Source organism: Flavobacterium endoglycinae (genome assembly GCF_017352115.1).
Taxonomy (GTDB): Bacteria; Bacteroidota; Bacteroidia; order Flavobacteriales; family Flavobacteriaceae; genus Flavobacterium; species Flavobacterium endoglycinae.
The window spans coordinates 2,164,032-2,186,379 of the sequence record NZ_CP071448.1; the positions used below are offsets into that span (position 1 = coordinate 2,164,032).

15 protein-coding genes are annotated in these 22,348 nt (G+C 34.4%); 7 read left to right on the forward strand and 8 right to left on the reverse strand.

The genetic code is table 11. The annotated features are described in order from the left end of the window. Positions 1-139 precede the first annotated feature (139 nt). The 5 genes from J0383_RS09420 to J0383_RS09440 form a co-directional block, all read right to left on the reverse strand. On the reverse strand, positions 140-1,000 hold the full coding sequence (locus J0383_RS09420) for a YwqG family protein (RefSeq protein WP_207298142.1): 861 nt from the start codon (positions 998-1,000) through the stop codon (positions 140-142). A gap of 158 nt (positions 1,001-1,158) precedes the next feature. Then, the gene (locus J0383_RS09425; RefSeq protein ID WP_207298143.1) at positions 1,159-2,148 is read right to left on the reverse strand and encodes an aspartate-semialdehyde dehydrogenase; all 990 of its coding nucleotides are present in this window, start codon (positions 2,146-2,148) and stop codon (positions 1,159-1,161) included. A gap of 149 nt (positions 2,149-2,297) precedes the next feature. Beyond that, on the reverse strand, positions 2,298-2,972 hold the full coding sequence (locus J0383_RS09430) for a hypothetical protein (protein ID WP_207298144.1): 675 nt from the start codon (positions 2,970-2,972) through the stop codon (positions 2,298-2,300). Positions 2,973-3,093: 121 nt separating this feature from the next. Further along, positions 3,094-3,480 (reverse strand): large conductance mechanosensitive channel protein MscL, encoded by a 387-nt coding sequence (gene mscL, locus J0383_RS09435; RefSeq protein WP_207298145.1) that lies wholly within the window; start codon positions 3,478-3,480, stop codon positions 3,094-3,096. Positions 3,481-3,548: 68 nt separating this feature from the next. Next, a complete protein-coding gene (locus tag J0383_RS09440) occupies positions 3,549-6,017 on the reverse strand; it encodes a bifunctional UDP-N-acetylmuramoyl-tripeptide:D-alanyl-D-alanine ligase/alanine racemase (RefSeq protein WP_207298146.1) in 2,469 nt (822 codons plus the stop codon). A gap of 165 nt (positions 6,018-6,182) precedes the next feature. On the opposite strand from J0383_RS09440, the gene J0383_RS09445 reads away from it, so the two are divergent. Then, entirely contained in the window at positions 6,183-6,788 is a 606-nt protein-coding gene (locus J0383_RS09445; protein WP_207298147.1) for a hypothetical protein, read from the forward strand. Here the strand turns inward: J0383_RS09445 and J0383_RS09450 are convergent. Then, complete coding sequence (locus tag J0383_RS09450) at positions 6,783-7,490, reverse strand: porin family protein (RefSeq protein ID WP_207298148.1); 708 nt, start codon at positions 7,488-7,490, stop codon at positions 6,783-6,785. The two genes, J0383_RS09445 and J0383_RS09450, sit on opposite strands and share 6 nt — an antisense overlap. A 199-nt stretch (positions 7,491-7,689) precedes the next feature. Here J0383_RS09450 and J0383_RS09455 point away from each other — a divergent pair, with 199 nt between their 5' ends. From J0383_RS09455 to J0383_RS09470, 4 genes are all read left to right on the forward strand, one after another. Beyond that, on the forward strand, positions 7,690-8,067 hold the full coding sequence (locus J0383_RS09455; protein ID WP_239023295.1) for a hypothetical protein: 378 nt from the start codon (positions 7,690-7,692) through the stop codon (positions 8,065-8,067). Between the two features lie 146 nt (positions 8,068-8,213). Further along, a complete protein-coding gene (locus J0383_RS09460) occupies positions 8,214-10,421 on the forward strand; it encodes a TonB-dependent receptor (RefSeq protein WP_207298149.1) in 2,208 nt (735 codons plus the stop codon). 162 nt (positions 10,422-10,583) lie between these two features. Beyond that, the gene (locus J0383_RS09465) at positions 10,584-12,692 is read left to right on the forward strand and encodes a prolyl oligopeptidase family serine peptidase (protein ID WP_207298150.1); all 2,109 of its coding nucleotides are present in this window, start codon (positions 10,584-10,586) and stop codon (positions 12,690-12,692) included. A gap of 286 nt (positions 12,693-12,978) precedes the next feature. After that, positions 12,979-13,974 (forward strand): Gfo/Idh/MocA family protein, encoded by a 996-nt coding sequence (locus J0383_RS09470; protein WP_207298151.1) that lies wholly within the window; start codon positions 12,979-12,981, stop codon positions 13,972-13,974. Positions 13,975-14,182: 208 nt separating this feature from the next. Here the strand turns inward: J0383_RS09470 and J0383_RS09475 are convergent, their stop codons facing one another. Together J0383_RS09475 and dnaE are read right to left on the reverse strand one after the other, a co-directional pair. Beyond that, positions 14,183-15,157 (reverse strand): outer membrane beta-barrel protein, encoded by a 975-nt coding sequence (locus J0383_RS09475; RefSeq protein ID WP_207298152.1) that lies wholly within the window; start codon positions 15,155-15,157, stop codon positions 14,183-14,185. A gap of 178 nt (positions 15,158-15,335) precedes the next feature. Next, entirely contained in the window at positions 15,336-19,874 is a 4,539-nt protein-coding gene (dnaE, locus tag J0383_RS09480) for a DNA polymerase III subunit alpha (protein ID WP_207298153.1), read from the reverse strand. A 478-nt stretch (positions 19,875-20,352) separates the two neighbouring features. Here dnaE and J0383_RS09485 point away from each other — a divergent pair, with 478 nt between their 5' ends. Together J0383_RS09485 and J0383_RS09490 are read left to right on the forward strand one after the other, a co-directional pair. After that, complete coding sequence (locus tag J0383_RS09485) at positions 20,353-21,156, forward strand: SDR family oxidoreductase (protein ID WP_207298154.1); 804 nt, start codon at positions 20,353-20,355, stop codon at positions 21,154-21,156. A 197-nt stretch (positions 21,157-21,353) separates the two neighbouring features. Further along, complete coding sequence (locus J0383_RS09490) at positions 21,354-22,274, forward strand: helix-turn-helix domain-containing protein (RefSeq protein ID WP_207298155.1); 921 nt, start codon at positions 21,354-21,356, stop codon at positions 22,272-22,274. Positions 22,275-22,348 lie beyond the last annotated feature (74 nt).

Genomic DNA, 22,348 nt, shown 5'->3' on the forward strand with positions numbered 1-22,348 from the left:
AAAATCCAACTATTTAAAAAATCCAAATTCCAATACTTAGGAATTTGGATTTTTTTTAGTTCTCACTTAAACCACTTGGGTCAAAAGGCTCAAATTCTCTTTCTGCCTTTTAAGTATTCAGCAATTTGCATAATGATTTTTAGCTACATTGCAAGATTAACCAGTTTTTTTCAAATCTTTCTTCTTTCAAATCTTCTTCTTTTATCCAGAAATATAAGCGCCCCGCATCTCCCCACATCATGCCTGATTGATCTTCATTACTATCAATTTGAAAAAGTAAATTCCACTTATCAATATTTTTAGATAGTGCTTTCGCTCTTGAGTCATTGTATCCTGATTGATCTCCACAATACAATCCATTGGTTACTAATTCACATTCTAATTCCATTCCATCTTGAATATTGTCGGAATGTCCCAATATTTTATTAATAATTGGTTCTTCTCCATTTATTTGATCCATGATTTCAAAATATCTTTCATTTTCATAATCATTCAACTCTAATCCTTCCATTAAATCGCTGAAATAGTTAGGAAAACCAATTACACTTTGAAATTTTAATTTACAGCTATAAAATCTCTGATAATCTTCTAAATCTTCGGGTATTTTTTTTCTTTCAAGATTTTTCAAATTGCCTTTATAAAAGTATACTTTAGAACATTCCTTGTCTTTTGGGTCAAATCCCCAAGCTTCTCCTTCTGAGTCGTAAAAAAAATACAAAATACCTTCGTTAGGCAATTTATTATCTAAATCAAAGGATTTTATTTCCGCTAAATTTATTTGAGCTAAAAATGACATTGATTTTTCTTTAGATTTAAACCATTCTATTTCCTTTGGTAAATCAGGACAACCACCAATTTTTGATCGCCCAATATGAAGATTATTTTCATCTTCTTTCTGCAGATGAATATTTATTGCATTTTTAATTTTCGATTTTGCGATATTCCAAAACTTAGAAAGTCCATTTCTATTAAATAATTCTTTTATTTCTTTTGCGTCCATAATTTGTGTTTTTTTCAAAAATAGTTTATTCCACAGTCACAGATAACCCATAAAAAGCTAAATACTAAAACAATAAGACATTTATAAACTCAAAAAAGCCGTAACTACTTATCGTAATTACGGCCTTCTTTATAACAATTTTCTTTAATCTCAACGGATTAAACCAAACCTGCCTTTATTAAGTATTCAGCAATTTGGATCGTGTTTGTTGCTGCACCTTTTCTTAAGTTATCGGCAACAATCCACATGTTTAATGTATTTGGCTGGCTTTCGTCACGACGGATTCTTCCAACAAAAACATCATTTTTACCTTCTGCGTACAAAGGCATTGGGTATGTAAATGTATCTAAATTATCCTGCACCACTACTCCATCAGTATGGTGTAGAATTTCACGAACTTCATTTACATCAAAATCGTTTGTAAACTCAACATTTACCGCTTCACTGTGTCCGCCTACAACTGGCACGCGAACTGCAGTAGCTGTAACTCTGATTGTATTATCACCTAGAATTTTTTGAGTTTCACGCACTAATTTCATTTCTTCTTTAGTGTATCCGTTATCTTCAAAACTGTCGCAGTGTGGAATGGCATTTCTGTGGATAGGATATTTGTAAGCCATATCGCCTTGAACTCCTGCGTACTCGTTTTCTAATTGTTTAACCGCTTTTACACCAGTTCCTGTAATAGATTGGTACGTAGAAACGATGATTCTTTTAATGTTGTATTTTTTATGTAAAGGTGACAAAGCCAAAACCATTTGAATAGTAGAACAGTTTGGGTTTGCAATAATTTTATCTTCTTTAGTTAAAACGTCAGCATTGATTTCTGGAACTACTAATTTTTTAGTTGGATCCATTCTCCACGCAGATGAGTTGTCAATTACAGTCGTTCCGGCAGCAGCAAATTTTGGAGCCCATTCTAATGAAGTATCTCCTCCTGCAGAAAAAACAGCGATATCAGCTTTCATATCAACAGCTGTCTGTAAACCTACTACTTTATATTTGGTTCCTTTGTATTCGATTTCTTTTCCCACTGATCTTTCTGATGCAACAGGAATTAATTCTGTAACAGGAAAATTTCTTTCTGCTAAAACTTTAAGCATTACTTCGCCAACCATTCCGGTAGCACCTACAACTGCAATTCTCATTTTTATATTTTTAAATAATCAATTAATCAAATTTGTAACGCAAAAGTAAGTATAATAAAAGTCTCTGCAAGGTGATTCACAAAAAATAACAAAATGTTATAATTTAAACAAATTTTGAAAATATTAAAATCACTTGGGATTTCTGTATATTAGTCAAACTCTTCATCTGCCCATATAAGCCTTCTATCAATATTTGAGATACTGAGGTTCTCCTTTTCATTAATTTTTATAAGTTGGTCTGCAAATATCTGTAAGATTTTGTTTGCCTCGGCAATTGCTAATTTTAAATCTATTTTTTCAATTTCAACTATATTTACAGGAACTGGGGGAGCAAAACTTTCTCTTATTTCAATGTCAATAAAATCAAAACGAATTTTATTCTCGTTCTCGGTTACCCGCGGAAAAGGATGACCTGGATAAAAACTATTTGTTTTTCCTAATATCAAACCTTCCCATTCTTTTATATCGGCTAAGCAGCCACAACATTGAGGAAAATAAACATCAACATCATCAAGTCGTAAAACATAACCTCCACTAAAAGAGCAAGCTAAATCTTCTATTCCATTATTTTCTTCTGTTTGTTGCGTTTCAATTTCTTTATAAATAAGCAACAGTAAATCTTCGTCTGATATTTCATCCACTTTATACAGCCAAGAGCCTTTAGTATAGGATTTAAGCTTCTCAGAAAAACCATCCGCTTTATTACATAAATAATGATAAGTTTCCCATTCGTCCTTGTATTTCCAAGAAGGTCCTAAATCAGGGAGTTTTATATTTTCATTACTATTAAAAATTTCAATTACAGGTATTAATTCCACTTTCATTATTAATCAAAATTATAGATTATTTTTTTGCAAAAATATTACTTTTCCTACAAAAATTATCTATAAACCAAAAAAAACCGCCTCTTTAGAAGGCGGTTAAGTTAGACATAGTGTAGCGGTATTATATATTTTTATTTTTCAAAAGATCTCTAATTTGTGTAAGCAGTTCTTCCTGAGTTGGAGCTGCAGGCTGATTCGGAGCTGGTTCTTCTTTCTTTTTAAGATTACTTATCCCTTTAATAATTAAGAACAAAACAAATGCTACAATTATAAAGTTAATTACCGCCGAAAGAAACATTCCGTATTTTACGCCTCCAAAAGCCGTAAGATCTTGAATTTTTTCTAAATGTGCTGCTTCTAGAGCGGGTTTTAATACCAAAGGTGTAATTACGTCTTCAATGAATGAACTTACAATTTTACCAAAAGCAGCTCCAATAATTACAGCAACGGCAAGGTCAACTACATTGCCTTTCATTGCAAATGCCTTAAATTCTGAAAAAAATCCCATATCTGATTTGTTTAGTTTAACATTAAATGAATATCGAAAATACGCAAATTAATTGAAAATTCTTAACGCTATCGGAAAAATACGCGCTTTACTCTTTGCGAAATACTGGTCATAATTTCATACGGAATGGTTTTTAACGCCGCTGCCATTTCGATAACAGTTGGGCTTTCGCCAAAAATAATCACCGAATCGCCTTCTTTGCAATCGATATGGCTTACGTTTACCATTAACATATCCATGCAGACGCTTCCTACAATTTTGGCTTTTTGATTTTTAATCGTCACATACCCAACTTCATTTCCCCATAGTCTTGCAATTCCGTCGGCATAACCAATAGGAATGGTTGCGATTTTGGTTTCTCTATCGGCCATAAAACGACGTCCGTAACCTACGCTGTCGCCGGCAGGAATAGTTCGAACCTGCGAAATAATCGATTTTAAAGTTCCAACATTTTCCAAATATTTCTGTTCTGCTGGATCGTTGGAAACTCCATATAAACCAATTCCTAAACGTACCATATTATATTGTGCATCTGGAAAATTACTGATTCCAGAGGTATTTAAAGTATGTCGGATTGGGTTTATGTTTAATTCTGTCATTAATTTTGAAGACAGTTTTTCAAACAACGCAATCTGCTGTCTCACAAAATCAAAGTACTGCGGATCATCACTTGTTGCCAAATGCGATAAAATGCTTTGTACACGAACGGTTGAATTTCCTTTTAAAGTTGCAATCAATTCATCGATTGTATTGTTTTCAAAACCTAAACGATGCATTCCAGTGTCCATTTTAATATGTATTGGATAGTCTTTTAAGTTCTTTTCTCTGGCAATCTTCAAAAAAGCATTCAATCCTTTTAAGCTGTAAATTTCAGGTTCTAACTGATATTGAATAATTGAAGGAAAACTGGTCGATTCAGGATTTAAAACCATTATAGGCAGTTTGATACCGCCATTTTTCAATGAAATTCCTTCATCGGCGAAAGCCACACCTAAATAATTTACTTTATGATGTTCGAGTAATTTAGCAATTTCAAGTCCGCCATTACCATAACCAAATGCTTTTACCATAACCATCATTTTAACGTCTGGTTTCAGCTTTGATTTGAAATAATTGAAGTTATGAGTTATGGCATCTAAGTTAATTTCCAAAACGGTTTCGTGTGTTTTCTCTTCTAGAAGCGATACAATTTCTTCAAACTGAAAAGATCTTGCTCCTTTTATCAAAATGGTTTCATTATTAAAATCAAACCTTTCTATTTCATTGATAAAATCGGCTGTATTTTGAAACATAGTACTGTTAGCAAATTTATCTTTGAAAGAAGAAATCGTAGGGCCAATTCCAATTACACGATGAATTTTATTGTCTGAAATTAACTGGGAAACTTTTGAATACAATTCTTCATTCGAAAATCCGCTTTGAAAAATATCCGATAGAATCACGGTTTTTGAAGCATTCTTTTTCTGGCTTTCCAGAAAGTCCAAAGCAATTTTTAAAGATTGGAAATCAGAACTATAACTATCGTCTATAAGACTGCAATTGTGAATTCCGTTTTTAACTTCCAAACGCATTTCAACTGGATATAGTAGTTTCACACGGCTTTGAATAACTTCAAAATCGTATTTGAAATACAATAAGACCAACAGACAAGAAATCGTATTTTCTATGGAAGCCGAATCGCTGAACGGAATTTCTAAATTGAATATTTCGTCATTATATTGATATTGAATAGTCGTAATATCGTCTTGGGTTTCTTTTTTCAGAATATAAACAGAAGCTAAATCATCTGTAAAACTCCATGAAAAAAGTGTTCTTTCTGGAAGGGGATATTCGGCACAAAAATCTGCCAGACATTGATCTACCAATTTATTTTTTTGGTACACAATAACTTTTGATTTTTTGAAAAGCTGTAATTTCTCTTTGATTTTTTGTTCAGCATTTTCGAATCCTTCATCGTGAGCAGAACCAATACTAGTTAAAACACCAATGCTGGGTTTGATGATTTTTTCAAGATTCACCATTTCATTAACCGTTGAGATTCCGGCTTCGAAAATTCCTAAATTGTGTTTTTCGTTTATCGCAATAACTGATAATGGAACTCCAACTTGCGAATTGTAACTTTTCGGGCTTCGAATGATGTTATAATCGGGACTCAGCAAAAAATTAAGCCATTCTTTTACAATTGTTTTTCCGTTACTTCCCGTTAAACCAATGACTGGAATATCGAATAAATCACGATAATAGGCTGCTAATTCCTGAAGTGCTTTCAGCGTATTTTTAACTACTAAAAAGTTGGCTTTTCCCTTTACATTTTCGGGAATATATTGCACCACAAAGTTCTGAACTCCTTTTTCTATAAGTTCTGAAATGTATAAATGAGCATCGTTATTAACACCAGAAAGGGCAATAAACAAGGTTTGCGACCCGTTTTGTAAAGAACGGCTGTCGATCGAAACGTGATCGATAAAAGTGTCAGTATCAGAACCTGTCCATTCAGCATTAAAAACTGAAATCAGGTTTTTTAGGTTTATGCTCATTTTGAAATTTCTTTTTGTCAAATTTAAAAAAAGGTTTGCCACGAATCTCTCAATTTTTCGCTAATTTATTTTTAAGTTAGAAAGATGTTTAGTCATAGAAATTCTTGTAATTGCTAACAAAAACATTATTTGATTATATTTGTTTAATACCACAAAAATTACGTTTTGAAAAAAATCCTAGTTTTATTCTCCTATATATTTCATCCGATTTTTATATCGATGTATGCCACATTGTTTTACTTGTATTGTAAAGATGATATTTTTACAACGCAGGAAAAATATTTTGTCCTTTTTCAAATTTTGGTCATTACCATTATTGTCCCAATATTATTTTTTATGCTATTGCGTTCTACCGGACATGTAAAATCGATGATGCTTCCTGAGAATTCTCAAAGAAGGGTTCCGCTTATACTGCAGTGTTTTTTATATATTTTACTGGTAAAAAGAAGTATTGTAATTGTTCGTTATCCCGAACTGCATTTCTTTTTTCTAGGCGCTTTGTTTACCACCATTGCGGCATTGGTATTGTCATTATTCAAAATTAAAGCAAGTCTGCATGTGGCTGCCATAAGCGGTTTTATGGTATTTGCTGCGGGATTAAATCTGCATCTTCAAATGCAGAATCCGTATTGGTCCGCTTTTTTAATTTTAATGACTGGAGTTGTGGCTTCATCACGACTCGAGATGGAAGCACATACACCAAAAGAACTCGTAGCAGGATTATTAATTGGTGTTCTGCCTCAGGTATTATTTTTATACCTGTGGTTATAAGATGTAGAAGATCAAACCTGCATTTAAGGTTTTTAAATTCAGTTTTTCTCCTGTTAATAAAGTAGTGGAAGAATCAAACAACGGATTTAAACCATAATACACATAAATATTCCAAGTGTTATACCCTGCCGAAAGATAAGGTCCGTATTGAAATTTATTAATGTCTGGATTATTATTGATTCTGTATTTATTTTCGCCATCATCTAAAAGTGATGTGTTTGAAAAGGCATAACTGAATTTCATTCCTAAATAAACACGCCAGAATTTATAACTTTCAAAAGTGGAATTACGCCATCTAAATTCTATTGGAAGTTCTACAGAATATTGTCGGTATCGGTTAGAAACAAATTCTCCGTAATTATTAACGGCATAAACAGGTGCTCCTGCCGGATCTTTAGAAATTGTAAGGTTTTGATAATAATTTTGATAACTCAATCCTAAACCTGCTGCAATAGCAATTGTTCTCGATTTGTTAATAGGCATATCGCGCAGAAAACCTCCAGAGAGTCCTAGTGAAAATTTATTTTGTTTGAATTTATCTGGAAGATCTGTAAACATGTTATAGGTTACCGAAAAATAAAACTGGTCTTCTCTGTACAAAGAATCTATTTTAACTATAGGTTTTATTTCTGGTTTAGCACTTTCCTGCGCAAAAACATTGAAAAACAAGATTAAAAACAAACAGCTAAACAGTGATCGCATATATTTTTTAGATTTTAAAACAGAATTAAATATTGAAACGTTTTTAAGATTAGTTTTATTTCACTTACAAATATAATATAATGCCAGTTCAGGATGCGATTCTAAACAAAATATTCTGTTTTTGATGACGAATAAAAGGGTTTACTGAACTTTTTTCAAATAATACGCAGCTGAAAGCAAAAAATCAATCCGTATTTGTATGATCTTTTATACCTTTGTTGCTACGATGAAGAAAAAACAGCTCATATTAAGTTTCTCTTTTGCTGTAACAGTATTGTTCTCAATATTGTTTCAGTCGATACACAGTTATGAGCATATTGTAAAACAGCTTTCCGAAAAGCAGTGTCATCATAGTTACAACGACCCAAGCGGCGAAATAACACACCAGCACCATAATTACGACGTTTGTTTTGTTTGTAATTTTGCTTTTGAATCATTCACTGTTCCACAGAGCTTTTCTTTTCAGTTTTATTATTTCAACAGCGATATTCCTTATTTCTTTCCGCTGACTGAAAAGATTTTTTCAATTTCAAAAACCCCGTATTTATTACGAGGACCTCCTGCTGTAGTTGCTTAAACTCCACCATCAAAAAAATCTTTCTTTCATTTAAATTCAAAACTACGTTGAGTTTCCTAATCCTATTTTAAAAATCAGGATCAGAATACTTTGCTGTATGTTTCAATTTTGTTGAAGGAAAAACAATTAACTATAGCATCATCCAAATGAAAAAATTCATATTAGCCCTTATTTTAGGGATCTCGAGCATTGTATCTGCTCAAAATTCAGTTTCAGGAACTGTAACTGATACACAAAATAATCCATTGCCTGGAGTCTCTGTTTATGCTCCTGAATTACATAAAGGAACTACAACTGACGCAAACGGAAAGTACGAATTAAACAATCTTCCAAACGGAAGTTTACGTATTGCTTTTACCTATGTTGGTTATGCCAATCAAAATAAAACAATCGCGAAATTATTAAAACAGAATACTTTAGATATTATACTTGAAGAATCTATTTTAGAAATGGATGAAGTGGTGGTTTCTACACCTTTCAACAAACTCCAATCACAGAACGTAATGAAAATTGAGCATGAAAGCATCAAAACATTACAACAAAAAGGAACCTCTACTTTAATTGAAGGTTTAGCCACTATTCCGGGAGTTTCTCAAATTTCAACTGGAACTTCGATTGGAAAACCAGTAATCCGAGGACTTAGCGGCAATCGTGTTTTGGTGTATTCGCAAGGCGTTCGTATCGAAAATCAGCAGTTTGGAGACGAGCATGGTTTAGGTTTAAATGATGCTGGAATAGAAAGTGTTGAAGTTATCAAAGGTCCGGCATCGCTATTATATGGTTCTGATGCTTTAGGAGGAGTTTTATACTTTAATCCTGAGAAATTTGCCGATGCCGGTACTTTTAAAGCCAATTTTAGTCAAAAATATTTTACCAATACAGAAGGAAGCAACTCTTCTATCGGATTAAAAACCTCAACTGACAATTGGAAATTCTTAGCTAGAGGAAGCTACAATACCCATTCTGATTATAAAATTTCAGGCGGCGACCGCGTAACCAATTCACGTTACAACGAAACCGATTTTAAAACCGGAATTGGATATAGCAATTCAAGTTTTTCAAGTGTTTTAAGATACAATTACAACAAATTGGATATTGGAATTCCAGAAGAAGGAATCGCTGAACAATCGTCAAGCAAGGACACACAATTTCCAAGACAAGGAATCTTCAATCATTTATTGAGTTTAAACAATGTTATTTTCTTCGAAAACTCAAAATTAGATGTCGATTTAGGATATATTTCTAATGACCGAAGCGAGTTTGAAGACAGCAACGAAGCATCTTTACACATGAAATTGAACACTTTCAATTACAATGCAAAATATCATTTTCCTAAATTCGGAAAAATTGAGACTATTGTAGGAGTTCAAGGAATGCACCAAACCAATAAAAATTCTGGTGAAGAATATTTAATTCCAGATGCTACAACGAATGATTTTGGTGTTTTTGGAACTGCAAATTACGAATGGGACAACAGCGTTATTCAAGCTGGATTACGTTTCGACAATCGAAATATTACTTCTATCGCCCACGGAACTGAAGGTGAAGAAGGATATTTTCTGCCTCTTGACAGATCATTCGATAGTTTTAATGCATCGTTAGGTTACAAAACCAAATTGGCAGAACCATTTACGCTTCGTTTAAATGTGGCAACTGGATTTAGAGCGCCAAACTTAGCCGAATTAACTTCAAATGGTGTGCATGAAGGAACAAATCGTTACGAAATTGGAAATGCCGCTTTGAAAACCGAACAAAACGTTCAAACCGATTTAAATTTAGAATATAAAAACACCCATTTTGAGTTTTTTGTAAACGGATTTTACAACCACGTAAACAATTACATTTATACTTCGCCAACTGGAGAAACTCGTGATGATAATGATGTGTTTGCTTACGTTCAAGATAATGCACAATTATACGGTGGTGAAGTTGGTTTACATTTTCACCCGCATCCTTTAGATTGGCTGCATTTTGAAACGAGTTTTGAAACGGTTACCGGTAAAAAAGAGAACAAAGATTATCTTCCTTTGATTCCTGCAAACAACTGGAATAATACACTTAGAACAGAATTCAATATCAAAAACTGGTTAAGTGAAGGTTTTGCTTCTTTAAACGTTTCTTCAACTTTCAGCCAAGATAATGTAAGCGGTTTCGAAACAGCTTCAAAAGGATATACTTTGGTAAATTTAGGTTTTGGAGGAACTGTTAAATTAGGAAAAACGGCTTTCGACATTAACTTAAACGGAAACAATTTATTTGATAAAAAATACATTGCGCACCTTTCAAGATTAAAAACAGATGGTATTCCGAATATTGGAAGAAACATCGTTTTGGGAGTTAATTTCAATTTATAAGATTTTTAATTTAACCGCAAAGACGCTAAGATGAGCGCAAAGTTCGCAAAGCAAATAAAAAACTTTGTGGACTTTGCGCTTTTTTCCTTTCGCCCTTTGCGGTTAAAAACTTATCCATTCTCACAAAAAGCATTATTTTTGTTACAACAGATAAAACTAACTATGAAAAAAACATTTTTATTAATGGCAATAACAACTGCAGGGATTTCATTTGGACAAGGTAAAATTCAATATCCTCAAACTAAAAAAGGAGAAACTGTTGATGTTTATTTTGATACTAAAGTAAGCGATCCGTACCGTTGGCTAGAAGATGATAAATCTGCCGAAACAGCTGCTTGGGTAAAAGCTGAAAATGAAGTGACCTATGGTTATTTAGATAAAATTCCGTTTCGTGAAGAATTAAAAAAGCGAATGGAAAAACTTTGGAATTACGAAAAAATCGGAGCTCCATTTAAAGAAGGAAAGTTTACCTATTATTATAAAAACAACGGACTTCAAAATCAGTCTGTGGTTTATAGAAAAGATCAGAACGGTAAAGAAGAAATTTTCCTAGATCCGAATACATTCTCAAAAGACGGAACCACTTCTCTTGGAGGATTGGATTTTTCGAAAGACGGAAACAAAGCGGCTTATTCTATCTCTGAAGGCGGTAGTGACTGGAGAAAAGTCATTATCATTGATGCCGTTTCTAAAAAGGTTTTAGAAGATACTTTGGTGGATGTAAAATTCAGCGGTATTTCTTGGTATAAAAATGAAGGTTTTTACTATTCAAGTTATGAAAAGCCAAAAGGAAGTGAATTATCTGCCAAAACAGATCAGCATAAATTGTATTTCCATAAGTTAGGAACTTCTCAAAAAGAAGATAAAGTCATTTTTGGTGCCGATCAAAAACGAAGATATGTTAGCGGTTATGTTACCGAGGATGATCATTTCTTAATTATTACAGCTGCCAATTCTACTTACGGAAATGAATTATATATCAAAGATTTAACTAAACCAAACAGTCCGATTGTTACTATTATAGACAACTTTGATAATTCATATTCCATAATAGAAAATGAAGGAACAAAATTATTTATCGAAACAGATTACAAAGCGCCTAACGGACGTGTAGTTTTAGCTGATGCCAATAATCCAAAACAAGAAAACTGGAAAGATTTCATCAAAGAAACCGAAAATGTACTCAATCCATCAACTGGAGCTGGATACTTTTTTGCAAACTATACAAAAGATGCCGTTTCGTTTGTGCTTCAATATGATTATAACGGAAAATTAATCCGTGAAATCAAACTTCCAGCTGTAGGAACTGCCAGCGGATTTGGCGGTAAAAAAGACGAAAAGATTCTATACTACAGTTTTACCAATTATACCACTCCAGGAACTATCTTTTCTTTTGAACCAAAATCAGGTAAATCAGAAATTTATCAGAAACCAAAAGTAGATTTTAAAAGCGAAGATTACGAGTCTAAACAAGTTTTCTATACTTCAAAAGACGGCACAAAAGTTCCAATGATTATTACGTATAAAAAAGGAACAAAATTAGACGGTAAAAACCCAACAATCCTTTACGGTTACGGCGGATTCAATATTAGTTTAACACCAAGTTTCAGCATTGCAAATGCAGTTTGGATGGAAAACGGCGGCGTTTACGCTGTTGCCAACTTAAGAGGTGGCGGTGAATACGGAAAAAAATGGCACGATGCAGGAACCAAACTTCAAAAACAAAATGTATTTGATGATTTTATCGCTGCCGCAGAATATCTAATTACCCAAAAATATACCTCATCTGATTATTTAGCAATTCGCGGAGGATCTAATGGAGGTTTATTAGTTGGTGCTACAATGACACAACGCCCAGATTTGATGAAAGTAGCTTTACCAGCTGTTGGAGTTATGGATATGCTTCGTTACAATGCTTTTACAGCCGGTGCAGGATGGGCTTTCGACTACGGAACTGCTCAGGATAGCAAAGAAATGTTCGAATATTTAAAAGGATATTCTCCGGTTCACAACGTAAAACAAGGCACTCATTATCCTGCTACTATGGTAACGACGGGAGATCATGACGATCGTGTAGTTCCAGCTCATAGTTTCAAATTTGCATCTGAATTGCAAGAAAAACAAACAGGCAACAATCCGGTTTTAATTAGAATCGATGTTAAAGCAGGACACGGAGCAGGAAAATCTGTTGCGGCTACCATTCAAGAGAATGTAGACATTCAAGCATTCACACTTTACAATATGGGGTTTACTTCTTTGCCGAAAAAGTAAAACTTTAAGCTTAATTTTTTTATTAGCCACGAATTCACGAATTATTTTCTGAATATCGTGGCTATTTTATTTCACGCAGATCTGGCAGATTTAGGCAGATCTAAATTGATTTAATTTAAAAATCTGAGAGCATCTGCTTAAATCTTTTTAAATCTGCGTGAAATAAATTCGAGCAATTAGCCACAGCATTTTTAAACTCATAGATTAAAATAAAATTCGAGAATTCGTGGCTACCTTTTTTATACAAAGCTTTTATACTAAATTTGAGAAACTAAAAACTTAAAGAATGGAAATTATAAAATGGGGAATTATTGGCTGCGGAAATGTTACCGAAGTTAAAAGCGGACCTGCTTTTCAGAAAGCTTCAAACTCTGCTTTAGTTGCCGTCATGCGAAGAGATGCAGCTCTTGCTGAAGATTACGCAAAACGTCACAACGTTCCGAAATGGTATTCAAATGCTGAAGATTTAATAAACGATCCAGAAGTAGATGCTGTTTATATTGCCACTCCTCCATCTTCTCATAAAGAATACACCATTTTATGCGCCAAAGCCAGAAAACCGGTTTACGTTGAAAAACCAATGGCTTTGACATTTGAAGAATGTAACGAAATGATCAGTGCCTGCAAAGAACATAATGTACCTCTATTTGTGGCATATTACAGAAGAGGTCTGCCTCGTTTTTTAAAAATTAAAGAAATAATCGATCAAGGAAAATTAGGAACTATTAGACACGTAAATTGTGTTTTATACCATCCGTTTGAGAAACGCTACGATGATGAAATCAATCTTCCGTGGACTGTTTTGCCACATATTTCAGGTGGAGGAATTTTTGTGGATTTGGCTTGTCATACTCTTGATTTCTTGGATTTTGTTTTAGGTGCCATAAAATCTGTCCGCGGGCATGCAACTTCTCAATTACTAGCTTATCCTGCAGAAGATGCAGTTTCGATGTCGTTTTTATTTGAAAACGGAATTCACGGATCTGGAATTTGGAATTTTGCCAGTTTCGAACGTTACGACAATACCGAAATTGTCGGTGATAAAGGAAAAATCTCTTTTTCTACTTTCGGAAATGATCCAATTCACATTCAATATGCAAATGGAGAAAAAGAAAGTATTACGATAGAAAATCCGCTACATATTCAGCAGCCGTTTATAGAAACTGTTATTGCTGAACTTTTGGGTAATGAAGGCGCTTCTCCATCAAAAGGAGTTTCTGGTGCAAGAACAACCTGGGTTATTGATCAGGTTTTGAAGGAATTTAGAGAAACTTCGAGATAATTATTATGTTCTAATTTGAATTGCTTCCTGCTTTAGCTGGAGGAATTTTTTCAAAGAATTTTAAGGCTTTAGCCAAACTGGTAGTTTGGCTAAAGCCTTTCATTTTAATCCATTTTCTCAACCTCCAGATAAAGCAGGAGGCAATTCAAATAAAAAAGAGGATATTCTTTCGAATATCCTCTTTTGTAAACTATAAAAAACTTGGAAATTATAGGCTGTATTTTAAACCTACAGTTAATCCTAAACCAGAGATTCCAACATAAGAACTTAATTCGTCCATTTTGTCATTAGGTCTAGTTGTATCTGTTGTATCGTTTGTAGTTGCTGTATTTGGGTTAAATAAAGCATTATTAGAATTTGAATTTAATTTATCATGATATACTGTATATCTTTGAGATGTATTTCTTGTTGCCAAAGCATCTTGACCATTCACAGTATATTCAGTAGTTTCTTTAGTTTTACCATGTACAGTAAAATTACGATACTCTAATTCAGCAAAAGCAGAAATGTGTTTTCCTAATTTATAAGATGTACCTAAAGATGCCATGAATCCAATTGTTGGATTTGGTTTTACAACATCTTTCGAATAGATATTATTTTTTGCTACTTGATTAGTACCTACATAAGACAAAAGCTCTCTATCTGTTTTAATATCTAATGTACCGTGAATTGGTACAATAACTCCAACTTTAGTATATGGTTCAAAACCATGCGCTTCACCTAAAAACATTACAATTGCAGGAGCTACATCAAAAGCTTTAATCTGCCCGTTTGCCTCAAAACTAATATATGTAGCAACAGTAGTAGCTGGATCATAAGAATAAAGTCTATTAGTAGTTTGAGCCATAGTTTTACTATTGCTGATATAATAGTTTGCAGATAGCTCTACTCCTAAACGTGTAGAAAAACGATATCCTGCCGTAATTCCACTTCTAAAACCTTGTCCAAAAGACCCCGTAATACTTTCTCTTGAAACTAGTTTATTATTTGATAATGTTCCTGAATAAACATCTCTATTTGGTGCCTGACCTCCTACTTCTGGAAATTCAGTTGATGCAGTTTGGTTGAAATATGATCCACCCAATTTAAAATACCAGCTTTCTGGTTTGTCCGCACTTCCTGTCTGCGCCATGGCGGTCATAGAGCAAACTAATAATCCTAATAAAAATAGGTTCTTTTTCATAATTCTGATTTAATTGATTTATACAAACTTAGGACAATTTAACATATTCCTATAATTTGCCTTGTTAGACATTCAACGAAAACGTTGTAATTTCCGACAATATTACTAAAAAAGTATTATGCATGCATATTTTTAACATAAAAAATTAACATACGTTTAAATTTTAACTGTTAATTTTTTAGTTCAATTTAAAATTAATCTGCATTTTCTCTAATTCTGCCAGTAATTCGGCTGAAATCTTAACTTTTAACCTACGACTTGGCATGGTTAATTTGGTCACTACTTTGACTTCTTCAACCTCTTTCACCTCCTGCATTTTGGCTTCACCTGCGGCAGTTTCTACATCATCATTTTCATCTTCAAAAACGGCATCTTCATTATCTTCAAATTCACTTGTTGTTTCTACTTCAATCAAGCGTTTTATGTTTTCTAGTTCCATGATTTCAAAGGTTACCGAATTATCTCCTTTATTTTCATTAAAAAGATGGTTTAGTTTGTGGATAAAATCAGGATGTAAATCTTTAATATTCAACAATAAAATCAGTTTTTTGGCTAAAGTCTCCAATATATCCTGCAATTGTTTTACCTCAACAAACTGCATTCTTGGATCTGATTTTTTACCGGTTTCATGATTTACCCAGCCTTCTTTAATTAGAATTTTCATGAATGCAAAGTTGTTCTGAATTAAGAAATGGCGGAATTTTAAATATTCCTCACCAAAAATCTTGAACTCAAAACTTTCATCATATCCTTCTAAATTAAAAGCTGCCCAGCCTTTTCCGTTTTTGGCCACGCGATGCTGGACGTTATTGATAATTCCTGCAACAGTCAGGTTCTTACCAACATAATCGTTCATATTTTTCAGCGCTTCTAATCGGGCATTACAGAAATATTTCATTTCAAATCTAAAATCATCAAGCGGATGCCCTGAAATATAAATTCCAACAACTTCTTTTTCCTTTGCCAGTTTTTCCATTGTGCTCCAATCTTCACATGGAGGAACAACAGGTTCTGCAATTTGAACTTCGCTGGTTTCTCCGAACAAACTTACTTGAGATGAATTTTCATTTTCTTGAAATTTCGATCCGTAACGCATTGCTTTTTCGTAGAAAGTAATTCCGTCGCCATCATCGTGAAAATATTGTGCTCTTGTTGTTCCTTCAAAAGAATCAAAACCTCCTGCCAATGCTAAATTCTCAATCGCTTTTTTGTTGGCTGCACGAAGGTCAATTCGCTTTGCTAAATCAAAAATCGATTTATATCTTCCGTCTTTTCGATTTTCTACAATGGTTTCTACAGCTCCTGCTCCTACTCCTTTAATAGCTCCCATTCCAAAACGAACCGCATAATCATCGTTTACGGTAAATTTATAGTATGATTCATTTACACATGGTCCTAAAACCTGCAATCCCATACGTTTACATTCTTCCATAAAGAACGAAACCTGTTTGATATCGTTCATGTTGTTCGAAAGTACGGCCGCCATATATTCTGCAGGATAATGTGCTTTTAAATAAGCGGTTTGATACGCAATCCAAGCATAACAGGTCGAGTGCGATTTGTTGAAGGCGTAACTCGCAAAAGCTTCCCAATCTTTCCAAATCTTCTCTAGAATTTTAGCATCGTGTCCTTTTGCTGCCGCTTGTTCAACAAACTTCGGCTTCATTTTATCTAGTACGTCTTTTTGTTTCTTACCCATCGCTTTACGCAAGACGTCGGCCTCACCCTTTGTAAAACCTGCCAAAGACTGAGACAAAAGCATTACCTGCTCTTGGTAAACTGTAATTCCGTAGGTTTCTGATAAATATTCGGCACAGGCATCCAAATCGTATTTAATTTCCTCATCTCCATTTTTTCTTCGAACGAAAGACGGGATATACTCTAAAGGTCCCGGACGATACAAGGCATTCATGGCAATTAAATCCCCGAAAACCGTTGGTTTCAGATCTTTCATGTATTTCTGCATCCCAGGCGACTCGTATTGGAAGATTCCAACGGTTTCACCTCTTTGGAAAAGCGCATAGGTTTCTTCGTCATCAATGGGGAAAGTATCTGGATTGAGTTCAATTCCTGTTCTGTATTTTACCAGTTTTACGGTATCTTTTATCAGCGTCAGGGTCTTCAGACCCAAGAAGTCCATTTTCAGCAATCCAGCACTTTCTGCAACCGAGTTGTCAAACTGTGTTACATATAAATCCGAATCTTTTGCGGTGGTAACCGGAACGTAATTCGTAATATCCGACGGCGTAATAATTACCCCGCAGGCGTGAATTCCCGTGTTACGCATCGATCCTTCAAGGATTTTTGCCTGCTGAATGGTTTCTCCTGCCAAATCATCTTCATTGGCAATCGCGATTAATTCTTTTACATTATCAAATTCGTCAGAACGAAGTGCTTTTTTAACTTCATCTTCACTTTCCGAGATAAAACGCGCCAAATTCCATTTTGACGGCATCATCCCCGGAATCAGTTTTGCAATTCTATCGGCTTCAAATAAAGGTAAATCCAGTACACGAGCCGTATCACGAATCGCCGATTTGGTCGCCATTTTACCATACGTGATAATCTGCGCCACCTGTTTTTGACCGTATTTGTTGATTACGTATTCCATTACACGTCCACGACCCTCGTCATCAAAGTCAATATCAATATCGGGCATCGATACACGGTCAGGATTTAGGAAACGCTCAAAAAGCAAGTCGTATTTAATTGGGTCAATATTGGTAATTCCGAGACAGTAAGCAACCGCAGAGCCGGCTGCAGAACCACGTCCTGGCCCCACCGAAACGTCCATTTTTCTAGCTTCGGCAATGAAATCCTGTACAATCAAGAAATAACCTGGATATCCTGAATTCGAAATCGTCAATAATTCAAAATCCAGACGTTCCTGAATTGATTCAGTAATTTCTCCATATCTTCTTTTCGCACCTTCCATTGTAAGGTGACGTAAATAAGCATTTTCACCGCGAACGCCATTGTCTTTCTCGTCTTCCGGATCAACAAATTCTTCTGGAATATCAAATTTTGGAAGTAGTACATCTCGATAAAGTGAATATACTTCTACCTTATCTACAATTTCCTGAATGTTTATAATCGCTTCAGGAAGATCGGCAAAGAGCTTTTTCATCTCTTCTTCGGACTTGAAATAGTATTCCTGATTTGGAAGTCCGTAACGATAACCACGACCACGACCAATTGGTGTGGCTTGCTTTTCACCGTCTTTTACACACAATAAAATGTCGTGTGCATTGGCATCCTCTTTATTTAAATAATAGGTATTGTTGGTAGCAATGAGCTTTACATTGTGTTTTTGAGAGAACTCAATCAGAGTTTTATTAACACGGTTTTCATCTTCCTGATTATGGCGCATGACTTCCAGATAGAAATCTTCGCCAAATTGTTCTTTCCACCAAATTAAAGCTTCCTCAGCTTGGTTTTCACCAATATTCAAGATTTTACTCGGAATTTCTCCGTATAAATTCCCAGACAAAACCATGATATCGCCTTTGTATTGTTCCACAATCTTTCTGTCAATTCTGGGAACATAATAAAAACCATCCGTATAGGCAATCGAAGCCATTTTGGCTAAGTTGTGATATCCTGTTTTGTTTTTAGCCAATAAAACAACTTGGTAACCGTTGTCTTTTTTACTTTTATCCAAATGGTTTTCACAGATATTAAATTCACAACCTACAATAGGTTTAACCTCTGTTTCGGTTGGCTCTTCTCCTGCTTCTACTAAAGCTTTGTTTTTTCCAGAAGCCGCTTTGTTGTGATTCATAACAGCACTCACAAAATGAAACGCTCCCATCATGTTTCCAGTATCGGTCATGGCTACGGCCGGCATTCCGTTTTTCGCGGCAGCGGCAACGATATTTCCAATTCCGATTGTAGATTGAAGAACCGAAAACTGTGTATGATTGTGTAAATGTGCAAATTTTGCAGCCTTAAAATCAGCTTTATCTTCTTCTGAAACTACAGTCTGCTGACCTTCTCCGGCTAAAGCCTTAAGCTGTTCTCTGATTTTATCAGAAGCTGCTTTTAAGTTGATGTGTTTTAAACCAATAAGCTGAAATGGCTGTGGATTTCTTTCTTGAAAATCTTTGAAATACTCCTTCGGAACATCCAGTTCTTCTTTGGTAAAAACCTCTCTTCTAACCAATTCCAAGAAACAGCGCGTAGTTGCCTCAACGTCGGCAGTTGCGTTGTGCGCTTCCGCGAAAGGCTGATCGAAAAGGTAGCTGTGTAATTCTGTTAAGGTTGGAAGTTTAAATTTTCCTCCACGTCCCCCAGGAAGCTGTAATAATGAAGCAGTAACTTCGGTACAAGTATCCAGAACAGGAATGGAAGCCATAGTAGAATCTACTCCCATTCTATGGAATTCGGCTCCCATAATATTAACGTCAAAACCTAAATTCTGACCTACGATAAACTTAGTTTTTCCTAAAACAATATTAAATTTCTCTAAAACTTCGGCCAAAGTGATTCCATCGGCCTCAGCCAATTCAGTAGAAATTCCGTGAATACGCTCAGCATCGTACGGAATATTAAATCCTTCAGGTTTTACCAAATAATCCTGATGCTCAATAAGCTGTCCCATTTCGTCATGAAGCTGCCAAGCAATCTGTATACATCTAGGCCAGTTATCAGAATCAGTAATTGGGGCATCCCAGCGTTTTGGTAATCCGGTTGTTTCGGTATCGAATATTAAATACATAGAATTCTAAAAAGTCAAATTTTGAAACTCCAAATCTCAAGTCTTCCATATTGCAAAACACTGACAACATGAAACATAACAAAATACGAAATGAAAAATGGAAAGAATTCAAATTTACGCTTTTTTTAGAGAAATAACGAAGCGAAAGTTGTTAACAAATGCGTTAAATAAAGCCTGTCAAATGCAACTCTTAAAATTTTAAACACATAGAAATATAGATCTCGATCTTGTAAAAAGAAGTTTGAAAAAAAATCTAGATTTTCACACATAGCTACGTGTATTTAAAATAAGCGAAACGCCTTTAGACCAAGAAAAACTATGTTTCTATGTGTTTAAAACAATTACGCTCAAAGTTTTTTAATCAAAAAACTTCGATTATTCATTTTGAACACTCATTGCTCCAAAATGAACACTTTTAAGCTCTGATGTATCCTGAACTTTGCTTCATCAAATTATAACAATTAAAAAAACAATAATCATGAAAACAATTTTTATCACAGGGGCATCATCAGGTTTAGGAAAAGCAACAGCAAAATTATTCCACGAAAAAGGATGGAATGTAATCGCAACCATGAGAACTCCAGAGAAGGAAACCGAACTTTCTCAATTAAAAAACGTAACGCTTTTACCATTAGACGTTACCAATTATGAGCAGATTCAAAGCACCGTAAAAAAAGCATTAGAATTAAGCGATATAGATATTGTTTTCAACAATGCTGGCTATGGCTTGATTGGCCCTTTGGAAAGTCTTACAGATGATCAAATTACAAAACAGCTAAACACTAATTTATTAGGAGTAATACGCGTTACAAATGCTTTTATTCCGTATTTCAGAGAAAGAAAAAGTGGTTTGTTTATTTCTACAACTTCAATTGGCGGTCTAATCGCTTTTCCTTTAAGCTCAATCTATCACGCCACAAAATGGGGACTTGAAGGCTGGAGCGAAAGCATGGCTTTCGAACTAAATCAATTTGGGATAAACATTAAAACAGTTTCTCCAGGCGGCATTAAAACCGAATTTTTACACGGTTCGCTAGACACAGGAATTCAGCCTGAATATGAAACATTGTCAAATAAATTGTTTGCCAATGTTGACACGATGTTTGAAATGGCGTCAACAGCAGAACAAATTGCCGACGTAGTTTACGAAGCCGCAACCGACGGAAAAAAACAATTAAGATACGTTGCCGGAGAAGATGCAAAAGCAATGTACAAACAAAGACTAGAAGTTGGAGACGAAGTTTTTCGTACTGAATTTAGCAAACAATTTTTTGGAGAATAATAAATCTTATCAAGCTTCAGCGGAGCGTAATATACTCGCATCATAATGGATATTATGCTCCGCTGGAGCTTTGCTCTCAATGTTAAATATCTTCCTATAAATATTTTGCTTCTCTGAAGCTACTTTTTAAAATCAAAGAGATTGTCCAATACTTTACTGAAAACCTAATTACTTTTAAAATTTCGTACTTTTATATCATGGAAAAGAAAAACAATACTCCTGCAAAAATTTCTTCTATATCACAGTTTCATGACTTGCTTCGACTGCCAAAACCACTTCACCCGATGGTGAGTTTAGTGGACAATGCGAAATTGGTCGTAAATGAGGATTTAGCTAATTTTTCTTTTTTGCTTGACTTTTATAAAATATCCTATAAATTTTCGGCCACTGGAAAAATGGGTTATGGTAAGGGATATTACGATTTTAATGAAGGCGGGCTTATGTTTGCTTCTCCCAACCAATTAATTTTTACCGAAAACGAGGAAGGTGCCAAATATGGAGGCTATACGCTTTTGTTTCATCCTGATTTTATTAGAAATTATCCTTTAGGGAAAAGTATCAAAAAATATGGTTTCTTTTCATATGACACCAATGAGGCACTGCACCTTTCAGACAGCGAAAAGACAATTATTATTGGTTTATTAAAAAGCATCGAAAATGAACTCAATACGGCAATTGACGAAATGAGCCAAGATGTTATCGTTTCTTATATTGATGTACTGTTAAATTACAGCAATCGTTTTTACAAACGCCAATTCATCACCAGAAAAACAATCAGCCACGATTTATTATTAAAAGTTGAAGAAACTCTTGATAATTATATCAGCAACGCCGAAACTTTAAAAAAAGGATTACCAACTGTAGAATTTCTGGCTTCACAAATTAATGTTTCGAGTCATTATTTAAGCGATATGCTTCGGAATTTAACGGGACAAAATGCACAACAGCACATTCATTCCAAACTCATCGAAAAATCAAAAGATTTCCTAATTACAACCAATCTTTCAGTTGCTGAAATAGCATATCAATTAGGTTTTGAATATCCACAATCCTTCAGCAAACTATTCAAAAAGAAAACCAGTCTTACTCCTTTAGAATTTAAAAACTCATTAAATTAATCCAGCCGATTTCTTTTTATTTATCAAAAAAAAGAAATCGGTTTTTGTTTTTTTCTGAATGCAATTTTGAACTC

Bases quoted from the DNA above. Each gene is read 5' to 3' on its own strand.
- J0383_RS09420 (WP_207298142.1), bottom strand. From the start codon at position 1,000: ATGGACGCAAAAGAAATAAAAGAATTATTTAATAGAAATGGACTTTCT.
- J0383_RS09425 (WP_207298143.1), bottom strand. From the start codon at position 2,148: ATGAGAATTGCAGTTGTAGGTGCTACCGGAATGGTTGGCGAAGTAATG.
- J0383_RS09430 (WP_207298144.1), bottom strand. From the start codon at position 2,972: ATGAAAGTGGAATTAATACCTGTAATTGAAATTTTTAATAGTAATGAA.
- mscL (WP_207298145.1), bottom strand. From the start codon at position 3,480: ATGGGATTTTTTTCAGAATTTAAGGCATTTGCAATGAAAGGCAATGTA.
- J0383_RS09440 (WP_207298146.1), bottom strand. From the start codon at position 6,017: ATGAGCATAAACCTAAAAAACCTGATTTCAGTTTTTAATGCTGAATGG.
- J0383_RS09450 (WP_207298148.1), bottom strand. From the start codon at position 7,490: ATGCGATCACTGTTTAGCTGTTTGTTTTTAATCTTGTTTTTCAATGTT.
- J0383_RS09455 (WP_239023295.1), top strand. From the start codon at position 7,690: ATGATCTTTTATACCTTTGTTGCTACGATGAAGAAAAAACAGCTCATA.
- J0383_RS09460 (WP_207298149.1), top strand. From the start codon at position 8,214: ATGAAAAAATTCATATTAGCCCTTATTTTAGGGATCTCGAGCATTGTA.
- J0383_RS09465 (WP_207298150.1), top strand. From the start codon at position 10,584: ATGAAAAAAACATTTTTATTAATGGCAATAACAACTGCAGGGATTTCA.
- J0383_RS09470 (WP_207298151.1), top strand. From the start codon at position 12,979: ATGGAAATTATAAAATGGGGAATTATTGGCTGCGGAAATGTTACCGAA.
- J0383_RS09475 (WP_207298152.1), bottom strand. From the start codon at position 15,157: ATGAAAAAGAACCTATTTTTATTAGGATTATTAGTTTGCTCTATGACC.
- dnaE (WP_207298153.1), bottom strand. From the start codon at position 19,874: ATGTATTTAATATTCGATACCGAAACAACCGGATTACCAAAACGCTGG.
- J0383_RS09485 (WP_207298154.1), top strand. From the start codon at position 20,353: ATGAAAACAATTTTTATCACAGGGGCATCATCAGGTTTAGGAAAAGCA.
- J0383_RS09490 (WP_207298155.1), top strand. From the start codon at position 21,354: ATGGAAAAGAAAAACAATACTCCTGCAAAAATTTCTTCTATATCACAG.